At 56.4% G+C, this 17,500-nt stretch carries 17 protein-coding genes; all 17 read right to left on the reverse strand.

Translation table 11 applies throughout. The features are described from left to right. Positions 1 to 12 precede the first annotated feature (12 nt). Positions 13 to 1,563: a discoidin domain-containing protein gene (locus ACMZ66_RS05325; protein WP_416935140.1), complete on the reverse strand. Its 1,551-nt coding sequence runs from the start codon at positions 1,561 to 1,563 to the stop codon at positions 13 to 15. A gap of 61 nt (positions 1,564 to 1,624) precedes the next feature. Beyond that, positions 1,625 to 4,474, reverse strand: coding sequence for a hypothetical protein (locus ACMZ66_RS05330; RefSeq protein WP_416935142.1), 2,850 nt, complete (start codon positions 4,472 to 4,474; stop codon positions 1,625 to 1,627). Continuing rightward, positions 4,461 to 6,293 carry a hypothetical protein gene (locus tag ACMZ66_RS05335; RefSeq protein ID WP_416935144.1) on the reverse strand — a complete coding sequence of 611 codons (1,833 nt, stop codon included), beginning with the start codon at positions 6,291 to 6,293 and terminating at the stop codon, positions 4,461 to 4,463. The genes ACMZ66_RS05330 and ACMZ66_RS05335 overlap by 14 nt, the downstream gene beginning before the upstream one ends. Before the next feature lie 3 nt (positions 6,294 to 6,296). Then, positions 6,297 to 6,806, reverse strand: coding sequence for a hypothetical protein (locus ACMZ66_RS05340; RefSeq protein ID WP_416935146.1), 510 nt, complete (start codon positions 6,804 to 6,806; stop codon positions 6,297 to 6,299). After that, positions 6,806 to 8,641, reverse strand: a complete 1,836-nt coding sequence (locus tag ACMZ66_RS05345) for a hypothetical protein (RefSeq protein ID WP_416935148.1) — start codon at positions 8,639 to 8,641, stop codon at positions 6,806 to 6,808. The genes ACMZ66_RS05340 and ACMZ66_RS05345 overlap by 1 nt, the downstream gene beginning before the upstream one ends. 1 nt (position 8,642) lies before the next feature. Beyond that, positions 8,643 to 9,227, reverse strand: a complete 585-nt coding sequence (locus ACMZ66_RS05350) for a hypothetical protein (RefSeq protein ID WP_278007037.1) — start codon at positions 9,225 to 9,227, stop codon at positions 8,643 to 8,645. A gap of 89 nt (positions 9,228 to 9,316) precedes the next feature. Continuing rightward, positions 9,317 to 9,544: a hypothetical protein gene (locus ACMZ66_RS05355; RefSeq protein ID WP_416935151.1), complete on the reverse strand. Its 228-nt coding sequence runs from the start codon at positions 9,542 to 9,544 to the stop codon at positions 9,317 to 9,319. Between the two features lie 9 nt (positions 9,545 to 9,553). Beyond that, positions 9,554 to 9,997: a Bbp16 family capsid cement protein gene (locus ACMZ66_RS05360; RefSeq protein ID WP_416935152.1), complete on the reverse strand. Its 444-nt coding sequence runs from the start codon at positions 9,995 to 9,997 to the stop codon at positions 9,554 to 9,556. A 37-nt stretch (positions 9,998 to 10,034) separates the two neighbouring features. Continuing rightward, complete coding sequence (locus tag ACMZ66_RS05365; protein ID WP_416935154.1) at positions 10,035 to 11,057, reverse strand: major capsid protein; 1,023 nt, start codon at positions 11,055 to 11,057, stop codon at positions 10,035 to 10,037. Between the two features lie 3 nt (positions 11,058 to 11,060). Further along, a complete protein-coding gene (locus ACMZ66_RS05370) occupies positions 11,061 to 11,768 on the reverse strand; it encodes a hypothetical protein (protein ID WP_416935156.1) in 708 nt (235 codons plus the stop codon). Then, positions 11,749 to 12,075, reverse strand: coding sequence for a hypothetical protein (locus ACMZ66_RS05375; RefSeq protein WP_416935158.1), 327 nt, complete (start codon positions 12,073 to 12,075; stop codon positions 11,749 to 11,751). The genes ACMZ66_RS05370 and ACMZ66_RS05375 overlap by 20 nt, the downstream gene beginning before the upstream one ends. Then, a complete protein-coding gene (locus ACMZ66_RS05380; RefSeq protein WP_416935160.1) occupies positions 12,075 to 13,718 on the reverse strand; it encodes a portal protein in 1,644 nt (547 codons plus the stop codon). Before ACMZ66_RS05380 ends, ACMZ66_RS05375 begins: the two co-directional genes overlap by 1 nt. Positions 13,719 to 13,808: 90 nt before the next feature. After that, positions 13,809 to 14,201, reverse strand: a complete 393-nt coding sequence (locus tag ACMZ66_RS05385; RefSeq protein WP_416935630.1) for a Rap1a/Tai family immunity protein — start codon at positions 14,199 to 14,201, stop codon at positions 13,809 to 13,811. Then, positions 14,201 to 14,764 (reverse strand): hypothetical protein, encoded by a 564-nt coding sequence (locus tag ACMZ66_RS05390; RefSeq protein WP_416935162.1) that lies wholly within the window; start codon positions 14,762 to 14,764, stop codon positions 14,201 to 14,203. Before ACMZ66_RS05390 ends, ACMZ66_RS05385 begins: the two co-directional genes overlap by 1 nt. 74 nt (positions 14,765 to 14,838) lie before the next feature. Next, the gene (locus ACMZ66_RS05395; protein ID WP_416935164.1) at positions 14,839 to 15,756 is read right to left on the reverse strand and encodes a hypothetical protein; all 918 of its coding nucleotides are present in this window, start codon (positions 15,754 to 15,756) and stop codon (positions 14,839 to 14,841) included. 10 nt (positions 15,757 to 15,766) lie between these two features. Beyond that, the gene (locus ACMZ66_RS05400; RefSeq protein ID WP_416935166.1) at positions 15,767 to 17,017 is read right to left on the reverse strand and encodes a PBSX family phage terminase large subunit; all 1,251 of its coding nucleotides are present in this window, start codon (positions 17,015 to 17,017) and stop codon (positions 15,767 to 15,769) included. Continuing rightward, positions 17,014 to 17,430 carry a terminase small subunit gene (locus tag ACMZ66_RS05405; protein WP_416935168.1) on the reverse strand — a complete coding sequence of 139 codons (417 nt, stop codon included), beginning with the start codon at positions 17,428 to 17,430 and terminating at the stop codon, positions 17,014 to 17,016. The genes ACMZ66_RS05400 and ACMZ66_RS05405 overlap by 4 nt, the downstream gene beginning before the upstream one ends. Positions 17,431 to 17,500: the final 70 nt, after the last annotated feature.

A 17,500-nucleotide genomic window follows, 5' to 3' on the forward strand; every position in this document is an offset into this window, starting at 1 on the left:
GCATCTGGCAAATCAACGATTTGAAATCTCAAACAGCAGCGGGTCATTCGACGAAACTGTTCCTGTCGTAGTTCCATCCGTGCTTTGCAGACGAACATGACGGGCCGAGCCGACCAGTGAGATGGCGTAGTATCCAGTTCCCGTCGTAATAGTGTCCGTCGCCAGCGTCACTTCTTCTCCGGAAAATGACCCTGTATCAGACCCTAGAATGGTAACATTTGCCCAACAATCGCCCGATGATGTGTTGCGATAAACGTTCATTTCACTCAGGGCATACGACGCCCCAAGATCAAACTGAACATAATCACCAGTGTTCGCAGCGCCTGTTCCTTGCCACGATGTGCCAGTGTTCCCGTCGCTCAGATTAGAAAGCGCACCGGCAATTGTTGCCACATTTGAGGTTGGCGTAACGCCTGATGCGCGATCAGTTCCAGCGCCGCCATTATTGTCGTAATAATCCCCGGCGGCGTCATATGTTGCATTTGTTTTAACAGCCAAACTGTCCGTAATGAAGTTGTCGGAGATCAGCGCGCCATATGTTCCCGCAGGGTCATTCGCTTGGATGTCTGCTTTGATGTACGCAGTGATTGACACGTCTCGAGCAGTGTCGTCACGAACATTCGTAAGCTGGGATCCATCAACGGCGGGAAGTTTTGCAGCTTCGTCCAGAGCGACGATTTCGTTTGCCGCGGTTCCGACTGGAAGGCCGATAAGAGCCTTGTCCTCAGCCACCCATTCGTCACCTGCCTCATTCACTGTAAAATCAAGGCACAAGTAGTCACTAGCAAGAACGATACTTGCCCCACCATTGATCAGCGCACTATCTGCCGCAGAAATCGTCAGATCCCCACTGCCAGCTGTCCGACAAATGCCAATATTGTAGCCCGCTGCCAAACCGGAAAGCGCAGGAAGAGTGACCGGAACGTCAGACACTGCGTTATATGTAAACAGCGTCAGGTTTTCGCCTGCGCCTGGCATGAATGCCCCGGTCTTTTGTTCCCCGCTGGTGTATGGATATGAAGCAGCTGCAACCGCCCTATCCGCCTGCGCCTCGGCAAGGTCGACATAGGCTTGCGATGCAGCGGCACCTTCGACCATCAGGAAATCGCTGCCATCTGCGGTAAAGCCAAGGATCTTGTCGGCGCGTTGGGCTTTGGCTGGGAGGGTTGGAATCTCATCATCACTGGCAGGAAAGCGAACACTGCGTTCGATCTGGGACTGCTGGCGCTGGTTCTGAATTGCGATGGCATCGCCCATGCGCTCGACAGTGGCTGGGGGAAGTTTGTTGCCCGTAAACGCCTCAATTTGCGACAGCGGCGCAATGCTGTCCACGGTAACAATCATGCCGTCTGCCGGGGCCGTGGCGAACGTCACAGTTCCGCCCCCATCATTACCGATACCAGTTACGCTGTCGATTTCCAGATCGCCAGATTCACCCGTCGCAATAACGGTATAGATCGCTTTCAAATGCTCTTCGCGCGTTACCTTGAAGCCATAGTTAAATGTCGTCGTTACTCCGTCACTATTCGTATTAGTCGGCGGAAGGTTCGCTTGTACCGTCATATCGATTTCCCATTAAAAAACCCCGCCGAGAAGCGGGGTTGTTTTGTTAAGGACGTACTTGTTATTCGTCGTCGGTCATCTCTGTTAGGCCGATCTGCCAAAGGTATGAATGCATTCGTCGTGCACCTTCGATTTTCTCAAGAGGCGATCCGGAACGCTCCATCAATTCCGCCATCAGGCGCGGATCTTTAGCCGCCTCGATCAGAAGGTCGTTGACCTTGCCGCGCGGCACCTTGTCAAAGACCTTACGCGCCGTTGAAGCCCCGCGACCAGCTGCGACAAGTGACGCATTGCTTTGACTGGCCATCGCGCCGAACCGCGCGCCAACGATGGAAGAAACCATGTCGATCAGCATGTCCGGTCCGTTTGAAAGGTCGTCAAGCGCGCCAACACCTGACAGGGCATCAATGATGCGTTCGGCCTGATCAAACATCGTGTTAAGGCGCTGGACTTCGTCGGCTTTGAAAATGCCCGACTTTGTCATGATATCCATGATTGACGGTTGGCCCGGGCGAATAGGTGCTTCAAGAACCCTACGAATGCCGCCGATATCGATTGCACCGGATGATGCCGTGCTGCGTTTTACAGCATAATCAAGAATGGTGGCTTTTAGGCCTTCAACTCCATCTGTACCGCCGCGTTTGGCAGTCTTGGCAAACCCTTCAAGGGTGCGAAGCGGGGCAGTGCCCGACGCAATCGCCCGTGACAAAGCGTCAACCGGGTTTTCAAGGTTGGACAGTTTGGAAAACGCTGCACGTTGTTCAATGGCTTTGCTTGCCCCTGTCGCAGCCCGCTCCATCGCCTTCATGCCGTCACTGGTTTTCACAGCGTCAAGCATATCAGCCTTCGCCTGCGGGAACCGATCCAGCACCGCTCCATTGTCACGGATGAACTTGGACAGGCGTTTCGCGTTGACCTGCCCCGTTTGCGGATCAACGGACTCTGCTGCAGCGATCCGCAACATGCGTTCCTGCGCGTCGATCATTTCATCAACGGCAAGCTGCGCATCCGGAGACGCCATGTTCATATCCGGAATAAACCGGGTTGCGCGTTCCAGTTCATCCATGCGCATGGCAGTTGCTTCGGCACCCCCGGCAAAGACGCGGCGAACCAGAAGTTCCGGCGGGATGCGATCGGCACCGCTCCGGGTCGAAGCCGAAGCCGTCCCGGCGAAGGTCCGTCGGAACGTTTCGTTAAGCTGGCGCGAGAACACCCGTGCATCTGTAACGGTTTGGGCAACGTCATCACCAACACCGGCCAGATCATCAAGGGCAGCCTCGGCCATCTGGCCATAGATGCGACTGTCATTAAATTCCTGCTTGGCATCGGCTTCACGGGCAAGGGCCAGCATGCGTGACCGGAAACGCAACAGTTCCGAAACATCGGTTCGGCCCTGTCCTTCGCGCATTCGGGCGACAAATCCCTCAACGATGGTCGGTAGCTTTTCCTCTTCCAGAAGACCGGCACGGACATCGTCAAACGCAGTGATCACGTTTCCGGCATTGGCTTGGCGATCAACCGGAATGCGGTCCCAAAGCTCACGCTCAACAGCGCGGGCTTCTGACAATGCCGTTTCCACGGCGTCACGGGCGACACGTCCAAGCTCAGCGCGTGCCGCTGGTGTGTCCTTGGTGATCTTCTCCGCCGCTTCCAGTGCCTTTCGCTGCGCGTCCTGAACCCGCGCGGTCAAAAGGCCGTTAAAGTAGCGCTGGCGCAACTGAGCTGCGGCACGCAACGCTTCCGGGTCGCCGGTTCGAGCAAGGGCCGTGATCATGTCGCCGATGGCAGACAAGCTGTCTTCGGCGCGTTTCTTCGCCTCTGCCCCAAGCTTGGCACTGCTTTCGGCCAGCTTCTTTTCCATCGCGATAAGGGCTGGCGATCCGGTTTTCTGCCCCGCCGTCATGTTAAGGCCGGGCAGTCCCGATTGACGCAGTGCTGTCGCAAGCTGTTCCGGATCTTCGCCGAACTCGCGCACGACTTCCTGAATGATCTGACCAGCACGGGTTTCGCGTGCGCCAGGACTGAACACGCCAGCGGCACGGCGCAGCGTTGCTGCCCCGGTTGATGACATGCTCGTCGCAATGCTGACCGGGCTTAGAAGGCCTGCCGCGACCTCCGCACCGATGCGAACAGCGTCATTTCCCGGGTAATAGGTTTCAGCAACACCGGACGCAACACCAGCCGAACCAAGGGCAGACAACTCGGCCATGGTAAAGGCCTGCGGGGCGCGGGCTGCTGTTTCGATGATCTTGTTAACACCGTTACCAATCAGGGACGGGGCAAGACGCGCACCGGCACGGGCCGCAGCCAGTGGTACGGCTGCAAACGGCAAACCGCCACCGACAACTTCACCACCAAAGGCATAGGGCCGCAACTCCGGCGGAAGATCATCGACATTGCCATAGGTCATCGGCGCATCGGCGCCAGGAAGTCTTATCGCAGCGGCAAAGTCACGCGCCTCATTCCCGGCCATGTTCCCGGCAATACCACCAATGATCGCACCTGCCGGAATCGACACCGGCCAGAGCGGCGGCGGTGCGGCGGCACCAATCGCGGCCCCGGCACCCATACCGGCCAAAGTGCCACCCGTTTCGATCATCGCACCAGTTGCACCACGTCCAACGGTTGATACTTTGTCAGAAAGGCTTGTTGTTGGCTCCGGGTCGCTTTCCCATGGCGCGGAAGTGTCGGATGGCTGGTCGCCCTGACCAACCATCGCCTCGCCGCTGTTTTCAGAAACAGACGACCGCGCCAAATCAGGTGTTGCACCGCCGCCGATCAGGTTGCCATCGATATATGCGCCATAGCCGCCTGTATCGAGCGGACGAACGTCGATATTGGGTTGCGACACTTCCGGCGCAGCAGCACCTGCAACAGTGTCATTCTCCCAAGGTGCGTTACTGGTTGCCATTCTCGCCGCCTTTCACGCGGATAACACCGTTCGGGTCAATATATTGCTGTCCCGCCAGAACGTTCTGCCAGTCCTGCGCGGTCTTGACGCGGGTCGGAACGCCAAGGTTCTGGCGGAAGTTTGCAAGCGCATTCAGGATGTTCATGGCTTGAATGCGTTCTTCACGGCCAACCTGCGGGTTGTTTGCCGTTTTATAAGCAAAGTCCTGCCGCTTCTGCAGGGCGTCATCAATCCCGATCAGGCGGTTTCGGTAAGCTTCCGGGTTGTCGATCAGTCGACCATCGATATTGATTTCCTGTTCGATGGCTTGGCGCTCACCTTCGGCATAGCGCGGGTTGTTCTGAAGGACGCGCACCAGATCACGCTGCAGGTTCGGGATATAAGCCCGCGCCTGGGTGATTTGCGGATCGTCGAAATTCTCGCCAACGACCGGCAAGCGCCCAAGGAAGTCAACAGCCGCCGGACCAACCCCCGTAACCTTATCGGCCAAAGACCACGCGGTTTTTTCCGGATCTACTTCTTGCAGCGATGGCTGCATCTGTTGCGCCATGGCCTGTTGGGGTGACATTGCACCACCCTGACCGGTCGCGTTAACAGGCTGACCGCCGGGACGGATCAGGTTTCCGGTGTTAATATCCCATTCATAGCCCCGCTGGTTCAGTGCATCCACGACATGCGGCGGCAAGATAGGCTGGGTAATCGATCCGGTATCGGGATCTCGCTGCGGCGTCATGTACCCGACAACAGAGCTTTCAAAGTTACGCTCCTGCTCCGGTGTCATCATGCCAGCGGCGAATGCGGCGCTACCGTTGGTCAAGTTGGCGAGAGCGATGCCAGACAAGCCTTTGCCAAAGCCGAAACCGCCGGTATCAACATCTGCGCCAGCCATTTTCTGAACTTCGGCTTCCGTGGCAGGGCGACCAACAACAGATTCAAACTCTGAAACCTTCTGCGGTAGCGTTTTGCCACCTGTCGTAGAGATACCTGCAATGCGCAATCGCTCGGATGCATCCGGATCGCGACCCATGATCGCCCTGAACTCTTCGATTTTGGCCATACCGGCGCGTGCGGCTTTATCCAGCTCAATACGCTGCGACGCGACACGCGATCGAATGCGACGTGACGTGCCTGCGTCAAGGTTTTCAAGAACGCCTGGCACGGAAAGGATTTCCTCCGCGCCATCCACATCACCCCGATCAAGCAAGGATGTTGCGGCACCTACAATAATGTTCTGACGACCCGCCTCCTGCGCGGAAAGGAAGTCTTCCTGCGTCAAAGCCGGTCCCATATCGGCCAGTTCTTCGTCAAGGCGCTCAAACAGGCCCACCATCGCGCCCGGATCGTTATAGGCGGCGTCGGCAAGTTCGCGGGTTGTTCCGTCCAGCTGGTTGGCAACAATACGGCGGCCTTCTGCGATTTGGGTAACAGCGGCCTGATCCGTCAGTTGGGAGCGGATTCCGTCAAGGCGTTCAAACAAACGAACCTTGCTTTCCGGACTGCCCTGCCAGTCATTTAGCAACTGATCCTGCGTGTCGCGAAGCTGAACGGTATAGTTTTCGGCAACGGTTGGGTCGCTGAAATCGCCTTCGGTCAGAAGGCGGCGATACTCGCCCCGCGCCTGCTCTTCGAAACCACGAATGGCACGCGTCAAATCAACCGCTTCACGCCGCGTCTGAATACGATTACCGGCCTGTTCCGCTGATCCGGCCAAGGCCGCTACGCCCTGCGCAATAGCCGTATTGGCGCGACCTGATTGCGCCGCCGCTTCGACCGGGACACGGACATTCGCGCTTACCGGCTGTGGGATATTACCTGCCATGTCTTACCTCAGATAATTGTCTCGATTGCGGAAATAATATTGACCTCTGTTGGCCGATCCGCTCGTAAATGAACCTCCGCCAACTGATGGCTGGCTCGAACCAAACAAGCCCAAGTCCTTCCAATTGTCGTGCCCGCCGAGCAATGAGGAACTTGCGTCCAAGAAGCCTCCGATCATGCCCGCTCTCCCTGAGCGCCGCGCGGCATTCGCACTCTGATTTCCGAAATAATAGATGTCAGAGATATCTTGCGCCGCCATGCTGTCGGTTTCGTCAAGGACAAGACCCGGCGTGCCTTCAAGGGTGACACCTGCCGCGCTGTAACGGGCGCGTTGTGACGCCAAAAGGCGCTGATTTTGCCGCTGGCGCTGAGCCGCGTCCCGCGACGCCTGTTCGCGGATCAGATCGGCTTGGCGGTTAGACGCCCTACGCGCCTCATTCGCGGCATAAAGCTTGGCCCCGGCACCAAGAAAAGGGGCGGCCTTTGCCAATCCTGAAAGGATGCTTTCAAACATTAATCACCTGTCGTAATGCGTTGGACAAAGGCGCGGATGTTGCACGGCAACGGCCCGTCACCGCCGAACCCGAATGTTCCGTCTTCGTCAAACACGTCATTGATCGTCAGCGTCTCGATCCCGGTGAACATCGGTACCAGATCACCGACAAGGGTTTGCGTGGTCATGAACGTTGCATCGCGCAGCGTTTCGCGGTTTTTGCCGATTTGCAGAACTGACGTGTTGAGGAGATCAAGGCTGGCACCCGTGACGCGTTTTTTCTTTGCCCTGCCGCTGCCCTGCGCCGATCCCGGTTCAATCGGTAACGTCTGGCCGTAAAACGGCGCGTTTAGGCCTGCCAAAAGCTCGTTTGCGGTCAAACCATCGGGCAATTCAATATCGCCATCGCCGCCGCCATCATCTGTCACGGTAACGGCAGGAAGTGCCGCGCCATCGGCCAGCAGTTCAACGCTTTCACCCATCAGGTGCGCCAACCCGCCAAAGGTCGAAAGTGCTGTTTCTTCGGAATAGGAAAGCGCACAATCAAGATAGCGTGCCGTATCGATGTCGGTGCTGTCTTCCGGGTCGTGGAAGTCTTCCAGAATTTCGAGATACCGCACGGTCTGCTCGTTAATGGTGCGAACGACCTCAAGCCACAGAACATCGCGCCCATCCATGAACACAGTGCCGATTTCCTCGACCTTGCCCCACGCATTGTCGTCATACGTTCCGCCGATCTTGTGGCGGTGCCAGGCATAAACGCTGTTTTCGCGGTCATAGGTCATGCCGACAAGCTGGCCGTCGCCTTCACGCACGCCCCAGATGATCGGCACCGGGTCACGCGCGATGGCAAGCTTGCTGATTTTCCCCGCCCTACCCGGACCGGCAATATGTTCGGCCCATTTAGTGATGTCAGGCGCATTAAACGCATCATCTTCAAACGAATAACTGAACTCATGGACGCGCTTCTGCGACCGCGACAGGAAGAAGAACGAGTTGTTCTTGCGCACCGGCTTGATTGCTGCCGATCGATCATTGGCATGGTCGCGGTTCAGGATCGAGCTTGGCGTGATCGGCTCATAAAAACCGCCAGCCCCTGACACGGTTCTCGCTTCGTCACTGGTGCCAAGATAAAGCGCCCGCCCAGATGCTAGCCACGCAATGGCACCTTTAGCGGAAATATCAAACACAAGGGCGTTATCTTCGGCTGTACCAGTCGTGAAGTCCAACAAACGTGGCCCTGAGCTGCTTGGCGTTCTGCTGACCCAGAACTTACGTTGTTTGGCTGGTGTGGCTGCCAAAACAAGCCGCTGCTGATGCTCAGTGATATAGGCTGGCCAATTGGTTCCGGTCCATTCTGTCGGCTTGTTGGTGATCGTCGGCGTGCTGTTAAATGTCCAGTTTGCATGATCGGTGCGCGTCAGGGTCGCAATGCCAATCTCGGGATGGGTGATGTAGAGCGTGTCTTCGATTTGCTGATAGTCGAACCCGAAAATCTGGGTGTCGTCGTAAACCGTTGTGACTTCGTAGATATTGCTGCCGCCATCCAGAACGTGACCGATGTTCCCGTTCGCGTCGGCGCGATAGAACCGGACATAGGTATCTCCGAACTCCAGCATATAGGTATCATCGGCGCTGTATTCGAACGGAACGAGGCGCACCTTTTTGGCGCTGTCCTTGACCTCGGCAATAAACCGGGTTCCAGGGCGGCGCGTCAGCATGCCCTGCGGCAGAACGATAATGTTCTCGCAAAGCGCAAGGCTGCGCTGATAGTTTTCAAGGTCGACGTTCCCGGCATATTTCGGGCTGACCTCGCCACGGTCAAAGCTGAACTGCGATAGAAGACGAACCGACATGTCAGAACCCCATCGCCGTTTCAAAGCCGGATTTTTCGGGCTCGCTGCTCTGGTTCTGCCAAAGCTGATCGGCGGTTTTGCCGATCGCAAGGAACCGCTCATAGGTCACTTGCATGCGCTCAACCCCGGTGTTCGACCCTTCGGTTGACTGCGCCACGGCAAGGGCAAGGGAAGCGCCCATCACATCGGCAAGATACTGATCAAGGCGGGCATAGCTGCTGCGGCGGCACGAAAACACCACCTGCAGCGGGGCAGAAACATCGGTCAGGAGATAATCACCCTCGCGTTCCCATTTCTGCGTAACGCCAAGGGAGATGCCTTCTTTTTCAATAGACCAGACACGCAAACAATCGGCCGGCAGAAGATATTGATATGAATATCCAAAGGCGGGCGTTTCCGTTGCGTCGGACAACAAGGACCGTTTTTTCGCCCAAGTCCACGAATGGGCAGCAAGGACGCGATCAACCGCACCCCGGAAATAAGCTTTTGCAAGGCGCGCGCGGTCGCTGTCTTCGTCAAGCGACGTAATCGGCTGTTCGCCAATCAATTGCATGGCAATATTTGCAATGTCTGTTTCGCTTGGCATGGCGCACCTTCATTAAACAAAGGATCAAAAGAAAAGGGCCACCCGATTGGGCGGCCCTGAGTTTCATTGAGGGTAAAAAGAAACCCGCCTTACACGGCGGGCTTGGTGTCGGTTTTAGGCTCCGCCGTTTTGGCCGGGGTTTTGTTCTCGGCCTTGGCGGCGGGCTTGGTGTCGGGTTTCTTCGGCGGCGTCCATTCTGGATCCTCGGGCTTCATCCAGCGGTCCGAAAACATTTCGTCCGGAACGCTAAACTTGGCGTCGATTTCGCGAATACGCCCACCAAAGTAACCTTTGGCTGTTGCAATGACTTTGACCATGTCGCCCCCTTACGCCGTCTGAACGCCGTGGACGATACCGGCTTTGGCAAGGCCCGCAGTGGTGGTCGCGGTGCCAATGACATAATTCACGCGGATAAAGCGCTTCATGTCATTAGGCAGAACGGCAACGCCGAATTGAAGACCTGCAACAAGATCAGCCAAGGCGTAAACGCGAGACTGTGCAACAACGACGTTGGTCGTGTCGAATGCCTCTTCATCCGCCGTTTCGATCTGGAACTGCATGGTCGCAGCACCGCCAGACGTGACCGTTTCCGTCAGCTGGACAAGGATCGGAACCGGGTTGCCCGGCCCGACATTGCGCGCCAGAGCAGCCGCAGCGCCGTAAACGGTGCCCGGAGCCCCGGTATCAATGGCGTTCGTCGAATTATAGGTGCCCGCTGCCTGCGAGACATCCTGATCATCCGAGAACATGAGTTCTTTGGAGAAGATCATAACTCTTCCTTTCGATGATGAATGAAATCAGGCTGCCTTAGGCAGCCGGGACAACGGATTCGGTGTTCAGAAGCGAGTCAGTTTCGCGGATTGGGATGCCACGATAGGTCATTACTTCCTCGCCTTCGATTTCCCGCGGGGTCAGACGAACAAAGCTGTCACTGGAACCGCCATTGGTTGCAAGACCGTCGAGTGCTTCGAGAACATCGCGGTTGCAATAGATCGCCTGGCGGCCAATCGCAGCATCGCCCCGACGCATACGGCTCTGAAGTTTGTAGTAGGCTTTGCGCAGGAAGCTATAAAGGTCAACGCTACCGGCCTGCATGTCGGAAACATCGATGTTCGCGACACGAGCGTTGTAACGCCAATCAGCAACAGCCAAACCAACATGCCAAGTAAATTTCTCTTCCTTGACGTAATAGGCATTGCCATCGCCATCGGTAACGCGCTGCTCGCCCTTGTCTTCGCGTTTGACGCCTGCCTGAGTGCCCTGCGGATACAGAAGATGGGTGAAGCGATCACCCCAGGTCACAAACCAGATCGAGGTATTGTCGGAGCCGGACCCGCCAGCATGAACAACCTGGTTGCCAGCACCAGAACCGCCACGGACGTTGTAACGAGCCGATAGGCCCTTGAACTTTTCCGGAGTGGTAGCGGTGTCGTGGTAGAACAGACCGGACGCAACTTCCTGATTCATGGCTTCAAGAAACGCCATCGCTTCATTCATGCGAATTTGCGCTTCCTTCCCGTTAGCCAATTCAAGAACGCGGGTATCAATCGAAGAAAGACCTTCGACAAAACCGGTCGTATCTGTGACCTGCTGAACCGTGGATTTGGACTGTGGAATACCCTGATAAAGACCACCCCACGCGAGGCTCGGATATCCGGTTCGGATTTTGTGCTTATGCTCGCCGCCACTGTTACATTCCATGGCGATGGCGTCGTCAAGGATGGGGTTCTGCTGCTTCAGCAGCTCAATGATACGAGCATTAGACCCGTTCGGGTCCGCCTGCTTGTAAACGTCGATCAGGTCAACGTAAGTGTTGCCAAGAGTGGCCATGTCTTAACCCTTTCTGGTTTCGTTCGGATAAAGGACTTCGGCCGTATCTTTTTCCCGGCCTTGAGGTTTGCCATTGCCACCATCGACAAAGGCGCTTTCGCCCACGGCACCCGCGAGTGCATGGGCAAACTTGATGAACCGTGCGTCCTGATGGAGGCCGGTCTTTTTCATGAATTCGCCAAACCCTTCGGGCGCGTATTTCTGCACCACACGGTTGGCAAGGGTGATGTTCTGGGCTGCGTCCTTGCCCCACTCCTTCTTGAGTGCGGCTGCGGTATCCTTCTGTTCCTTGGCCGCTGCGGCTTCAAGTTCCGCCATGTAACTGGCTGTGTTCTCGGCGTCGGCTTTCAGGATGGACTGCAACGCAGAAACCGGGATATCAGCGGCAAGGGCTGCTTCGGCCAGATACGCGGGCGGGGTGTATCCTTCGGGCAGGTCGATGCCTTCGAGATACCCTTCTGCCGTCTCCGGCACGCCAATCGCGGCACGGAATGCGGCACGGTCATCATCGCTCGCGTCATCGCCCGGAACCTTGAAATAGCCTTCGGGGATCTCCGGTGCTTCGCCGCCCAATTCATTCCCTTCCGGCAGTTCCAAAGAAACACCCCCGTCCTGATCATCAGAAGCGGAGGTGTTTGGTGCGTCGGCTTCGTTGCCTTCCGGTGCGGGCGTATCAGTGCCCTGACCCGGATCAATATTCGGATCGGTCATTGGTCAGTTCCATCTGTGATTTATTGAACTCGGCTTGAAGGTTGGCGGCATGGAGCCGCAATTTCGCCATCTCGCTTTCGGGGATGCGAAGGATATTGATGATGTGATTGGCGATTTCGCGCTTGCCCTCGTTGCGTTCAATCGGCCCGCCGGGCGGCGTGACATCGGCCCAACCGGCCTGCAACAGAAGGTCTTCCAAAACGGCTTTACCGTTCTCGGTCGAGAACACCTGACGGTATTGCTCTGCCAGCAACACAGCATCATTCGGCTTTTTCTTGTGGGGCCAGAACCAGAAAAGCGCGCGCATTATTGCTGCCCTCCGCCTGCCATGGTTTCAAGAACCGGCGCCATTTTCGCGGCTTGCTCGACCTGCATTTCCTGTTGTTCTTGCGCTTGCATTGCTTGCTGCTGCTGGGCGCGGGACTGTCGAATGGCCTGAACCGCTTCACGGTCACGCCAGACAGACGGGGCCGCGCCGAACGACTGGCCGACTTCATAAGCCGCCTCGTCGAAATCAACGATATCGAGAACACCCGGATCGTACTGCGCGATCTGACCCACGGCATTGATCGCCTGCATGTTGTTGCTGGCCTGACGCGACCGGCGCAACTGCGACAGTGGGCTGGTAAATTCAAGATCGATCCCGCCGTTGTCGCGCAACATATCAGGCATGGCTGGAAGGTTGATTTCGCCGTTTTCGACCTTGCGGTTCAGAATGCTGATTTCACGCGCCACCAATCGACCAAGCATCGCTTCTTGCTGCTCAAACGGCGGGGAAAGAAGATCTGATCGTTCCTGTGCGCGAATAAGCGCCTCGGTCGCGGTCGTGTCAGGTTTGTTCAGGAACACGGCAAACAGATCAAGATAAAGGCTGGCATTCACCTCGTTGGTGAACATTTCAAACATCTCGTTGCCAAGACCCGGATTGCCGCCCATGGCAAGGGGCTGGACAAGCTGCTGACCGCGTGAGTTGATCGCGCCCCGGTTTTTCGCCCCGGCATTGATGTTCAGAACGCCTTCGAAGTCCTGATGAACCCCATAGGGCGGGTCAATGTTCTTTTCAGCGGCACGCATCAACAGGCGTTTGGCGTGGTGCGCGGCCTTCATGTCCGGCAGGGCGCGCATGCCAGGGGAATACCCGTATGGCAAACGCGGATCTACCCGGCCAAAGCTTGAGAACAGATAGGGCATTTCATACTGCCCGCCCTCGCGCATGACCTTTTTGTTGTCCACATCGACATAAACATCATCGAATGCGAAATCGTTGCGGTCGTTGGTGCTGGGGTAAACCGCATGAATGATATCGAAATGCTTCTCGCCGCGCTGTTTCGGGTCTTCCAGAACGCGCTTGACCGGTTCGGCCAAGCGATCTTCGCCAAACTTCTGCGCCATCTGCTTCGCGGTCATCGGAAACTTGCGATAAACCGTGTCCTCAATCCCGGCGGCATTGACCGTGAACACGATCTGTTCCAGCGGAATATAGCGATACAGGAACGGCGCATCTGATCCGAATTGTTCCTCGACATGGATGCAAGGAACGCCATAGGCCATCATTTCGCGATATGCCGGGCCAATGGCAGCCTGAAAACCGGCCTTGCTGTCATAGCGATAGGAAAACAGGCGCTTGCGATACGCGCTGGTATATTGCTGAACGGCCTTGTTATCGATCAGGTCATCATCGATCGGTTTCAGGTCGTGCCACATATCCCCGCTTGGCACCAGCAACGACAAAGCCGCCGACGCCGAACGCTCCAGCGCAATCACCGGGCGCGAATTGCCGATCTTCGCCAGTCGTTCCACATCCCATTTCGATGATGGCGACGTATCGTTGAACGACGACAGCGGATCGCACACCTCCGACACGCGCCGCCAGATCGACCGGAACCCGACACGGTCGGATTCAAGCGAATTACGCCGAACGATGATGTCATTTGCCAGTGAATCGGCCATTGCGTTTTCCCAAAGAAAAAGGCCGCCCCAAAAGGAACGGCCTTGTGTCAGTTTGTTTTAGTCAAAGAAAAAGGCGGCTCGTAAGCCGCCTTAATTAGCTGTCTTATCCCACATCCAAGGTGGACAAGGGTCCCATTTTGTAAGTGCTACCCGGATCATCATCACTGCCGAACCGTTAAATTTGCCCTCAAGTCCTCGCCAGTATGAGTTAATCACCTCAATAACATGGTCAACCGTTGTTCCTTCTGGCGCGCAGACAGGTATGTTGTCAGCGTTTATTGACTGCTCAAAAGCAATATCGTCCAAAACGCCCGCAACATACATTTTACACATTTCTGACCGATCAACTGAGCGGACAGAGCTATTGCAAATCCCCGCCAACTGATCGCCTGTCAAAAACATCATCTTTGTGAGACGCTCTGCGCTAGCATTTCCTGCGTGTAGCAGCGCTATCAAAGCCACTGAAATAACGACAAGGCGCATCACCCGCCCCACTCCAGCTTTTCAGGTGCTCCGTTTGGCACCTCAACACGCTGATATGCATCTTGGGTTATGAAACTTACGCCGTGAGAGGCCTTGCCTTGGTCGAAATCAAACGCAGAGAACAAAACGACGAAGTTCTGGCCTTCAATTCTTCCATAGCCGGTCTGGTTCTTGAGAGCCGATGGACGAAAGCCGCCATAAACCTCCGCTCCAAGATCGCCCTGCACTACGTCGAGATCGGCTACATCGTTAACAAACGTCACCCCGCAACTACCTGGGCCACCAACCGCAATAAACGAAACGTTCCTGCCATCTTCAACGATCTGGTAGTGCCAGACCTTGATCGGGCCGGTTACGTCCTTTAAGTCAAACTCCTTGCCACTGTCGCCGGTATAAGCCATGGCGGCTTTGCGCAGCGCAGTCGTATCCCCGACATATGGTATACACACCGTTTTCGCAGCATCAGCAACGGTTGCGGAGTAATCCTTGTTCGCGGGTGCTTGCGTCGTCTGACACGCGCCCAGAAGCAGAAAAAAGGCCGTGGCGGCAATTTTACGGATCATTGTTTTATCTCCCTGATCTGCAAATCATGCCATTTCAACCTTGACGCGTCCATTGCAATTGATTGACCCGTTTTCTACAGCAGTTCTTCAATACCGCGCAGTCGGGCGTAACTGATGTTAAGCGGGCTGAAAGTGCGCCGGATCGTGTTTGGGTTTGGCTTCGGCGTGGTGGTCGTGCCGGTGCGCGATGTTGAAAGCGCGGTGTTTGTGGCCGGAAGCAATACCGGGTTGTCATTGGTTTGTCGACCGCCGGGATATTGGTTGCCGAGAGTGGCTCTGTTTCCTGCAGGTGAGAACATGGAGCCTGCGGTATTCGTGCTTGTCGGCCCAGTCGCCACAACCTTATCCAAATCCACAACATTGTCATCAAGCAGGCCAACGCCAGACGCGACCAGCCCGCCAACACCGGGCATTCCGCCAAGGGCATTTGCGACATAACCGATGGCGTTACGGGCCGGTTTCGGATCGGCTGCAACCTTCGTAGCGGTAGCGCCGACAGATGCGCCAAAAGGACCGGCGGCAAGGAAACCAAGCGCACCAGCGCCCAAAGACGCGGCATTCGAACCAAGGAATCCACGCGGGTTATTCACCCCGAACTGATCCTGCACCCACGATCCGAAACGACCAAGCGCTTCACCGATGGAGTTAATACCCTCTTCATCGTCGTTAAACACGTCAGACGCCTGATTAACACCGCCAGTCAATCCACCCAACGCGGCAACAGCGGCACGGTCACGACGGTCAAGCTCTGCACGCATAGCGCCCAAGGAGCGATTTGGCGCGGCTTGCGCTTGCGGGGCTTGGTTATTATTGCCCCCACCATTCCCGCCACGCGATGGCGCGTTACCACCACCTCCGCCGCCACCAAACAGTCGGTCAAACTGCTGCTTTGACATCTGGTTTGCACCACCGTCGCCTTGACCACGGTCGCTGCGGCTTGGGCCATAATCACTTCCGCCCCAGCCTTGTCCGTCTGTTCCTCTGATCGACATGGTTTAATCCTCAGTATTCCGGCTCGTAAGCCATTTCGGCGCGTTCAACCGTGATGGTTCTGCGCACAGGGCGGTTGATCCGGTCAAACAATTCGGTAAAGGCCCAGACCAGCGCGTCAAGGCGATCTGGCGACCCTTCGCCCTCGTACCCAGCTGGGGTCATCAGGCACATCTGTTCTTCTAGCTCCGGATACGTCCCGACATGCGAAACACGGCCAAGCGCGTAAAGCGCAGAAATCGGCTCGGCCCGGACATGCTTGCCACGGGTGGCGCGAACTTCCTCGATCCGAATGTTACGACGCACACTTTCAAGCGTATGGCGCACCATGTCGCCGCCCTGGTTAACCTCGATCACGACGCAATCCGCGTCATGCAGGTCATAGGCAGCAACAACACTTTGTGCCCATTGCTGCGGGCTGCCACGGCGCGACATATCATCAAGGACATAGCCGCGACCATCTGCGCCCAAGCCGCACACCACAATGCCGTGATAATCCGATCCATCATTGCTCGTCACTGCTGGATCAACCGCAACCACGATGCGCGACATTTCCGGGGCTTCGTCGCGGCGATGCTCCTGAAACATCTGCCGGTTCCAGATCGCACCAAGTGCCGTCGGTTCGTAATCGCCTTCCCAGATGTGACGATAGCGGTCGGAACGGTGCTTTCTGTCATATTGCCGTTCTTCCTCAAGCTCGACCGGAAAGAACGGGTTATCACCATAATTGGCCTGAACAACGGTTGCGTTGTCCGGAACAGATACGCCGCGTAACAACTCGTCGACCGGATCAGACGCACGGCGCGGGTTCCAGCTAAACCAAAGCTCCGATCCCGGCGAACGAATGGTCGGCCGCAACATCTCAAGCGATCGGGCCGACATGGTTTGCGCTTCTTCGACCCATGCCGCGTCAAAACCCTCAAGCGACTTGATGCTTTCTGCGGTGTGGTCCTGCATGCCCTGAAACAGGAACAGGCCGTTGCCAGGCGTGACAATCCGGTCATCCAGAATGCGGAAGTGATCCGAAACGCCAAGGCTTCTGATCTTGTCCTCAAGCAAACGCTTGGCTGATTCCTTCAGGCTCTTTTGAACCTCACGCACGCAGACCATGCGAAAGCCCGGTTTGATCAGCGCGGTTTCAACGCCAAGTTCGGCGAAGAAATGCGACTTTCCCGAACCACGACCGCCATGCGCGCCCTTGTAGCGTGACGGCTGCAGCAGCGGCAGAAACACGCGCGGCGTCTGGATATCAAGCGTTGTCATTCTTTGGGATCAACCACAGTTCGGCGGATCTCATTCACCGTCACGTTGTTGGCGACCTCGCTCTGATCTTTCCAGCCGAAGTTATTCTTCAGCGTGAAGACAATGCCGACTTTCTGGCCTTCGTCACGTACAAGCTTTTCGCTGAGTTGCTCCTCGACCGCCAGTTTGGCAAAGGCCATCAGTTCCTGAATTTCCTCGCCGCGGTTGCCGTTGGCGTAATGCATCATCGTGTCACGGCTGGCAAAGCCAAGCGCAAGCTGTAGGCCCGCCATGGTGAACGGGCGCTTTTCGTCAATCTGACGCTGAAAATACGCTTCGACCACGGGCCGCATTACATCGGCACTGTCATAGTCGCGCGGCTTACCCAACGGGTTCAGCGACGGGCAACCCTTTTTCAGGTTTGGATTTGCCATGTGATCGTCCCTATTTCCACGGATCATGCCGGTCAAAGAACCGCACAGCGCCAATCGTTGCGCCAATGAT

The sequence above is a fragment of the Thalassospira sp. genome (genome assembly GCF_048059015.1).
Taxonomy (GTDB): Bacteria; Pseudomonadota; Alphaproteobacteria; order Rhodospirillales; family Thalassospiraceae; genus Thalassospira.

What these genes read in the sequence shown, in the direction of transcription:
- ACMZ66_RS05325 (WP_416935140.1), bottom strand. Translation starts at nt 1,563, where the DNA reads ATGACGGTACAAGCGAACCTTCCGCCGACTAATACGAATAGTGACGGA.
- ACMZ66_RS05330 (WP_416935142.1), bottom strand. Translation starts at nt 4,474, where the DNA reads ATGGCAACCAGTAACGCACCTTGGGAGAATGACACTGTTGCAGGTGCT.
- ACMZ66_RS05335 (WP_416935144.1), bottom strand. Translation starts at nt 6,293, where the DNA reads ATGGCAGGTAATATCCCACAGCCGGTAAGCGCGAATGTCCGTGTCCCG.
- ACMZ66_RS05340 (WP_416935146.1), bottom strand. Translation starts at nt 6,806, where the DNA reads ATGTTTGAAAGCATCCTTTCAGGATTGGCAAAGGCCGCCCCTTTTCTT.
- ACMZ66_RS05345 (WP_416935148.1), bottom strand. Translation starts at nt 8,641, where the DNA reads ATGTCGGTTCGTCTTCTATCGCAGTTCAGCTTTGACCGTGGCGAGGTC.
- ACMZ66_RS05350 (WP_278007037.1), bottom strand. Translation starts at nt 9,227, where the DNA reads ATGCCAAGCGAAACAGACATTGCAAATATTGCCATGCAATTGATTGGC.
- ACMZ66_RS05355 (WP_416935151.1), bottom strand. Translation starts at nt 9,544, where the DNA reads ATGGTCAAAGTCATTGCAACAGCCAAAGGTTACTTTGGTGGGCGTATT.
- ACMZ66_RS05360 (WP_416935152.1), bottom strand. Translation starts at nt 9,997, where the DNA reads ATGATCTTCTCCAAAGAACTCATGTTCTCGGATGATCAGGATGTCTCG.
- ACMZ66_RS05365 (WP_416935154.1), bottom strand. Translation starts at nt 11,057, where the DNA reads ATGGCCACTCTTGGCAACACTTACGTTGACCTGATCGACGTTTACAAG.
- ACMZ66_RS05370 (WP_416935156.1), bottom strand. Translation starts at nt 11,768, where the DNA reads ATGACCGATCCGAATATTGATCCGGGTCAGGGCACTGATACGCCCGCA.
- ACMZ66_RS05375 (WP_416935158.1), bottom strand. Translation starts at nt 12,075, where the DNA reads ATGCGCGCGCTTTTCTGGTTCTGGCCCCACAAGAAAAAGCCGAATGAT.
- ACMZ66_RS05380 (WP_416935160.1), bottom strand. Translation starts at nt 13,718, where the DNA reads ATGGCCGATTCACTGGCAAATGACATCATCGTTCGGCGTAATTCGCTT.
- ACMZ66_RS05385 (WP_416935630.1), bottom strand. Translation starts at nt 14,201, where the DNA reads ATGCGCCTTGTCGTTATTTCAGTGGCTTTGATAGCGCTGCTACACGCA.
- ACMZ66_RS05390 (WP_416935162.1), bottom strand. Translation starts at nt 14,764, where the DNA reads ATGATCCGTAAAATTGCCGCCACGGCCTTTTTTCTGCTTCTGGGCGCG.
- ACMZ66_RS05395 (WP_416935164.1), bottom strand. Translation starts at nt 15,756, where the DNA reads ATGTCGATCAGAGGAACAGACGGACAAGGCTGGGGCGGAAGTGATTAT.
- ACMZ66_RS05400 (WP_416935166.1), bottom strand. Translation starts at nt 17,017, where the DNA reads ATGACAACGCTTGATATCCAGACGCCGCGCGTGTTTCTGCCGCTGCTG.
- ACMZ66_RS05405 (WP_416935168.1), bottom strand. Translation starts at nt 17,430, where the DNA reads ATGGCAAATCCAAACCTGAAAAAGGGTTGCCCGTCGCTGAACCCGTTG.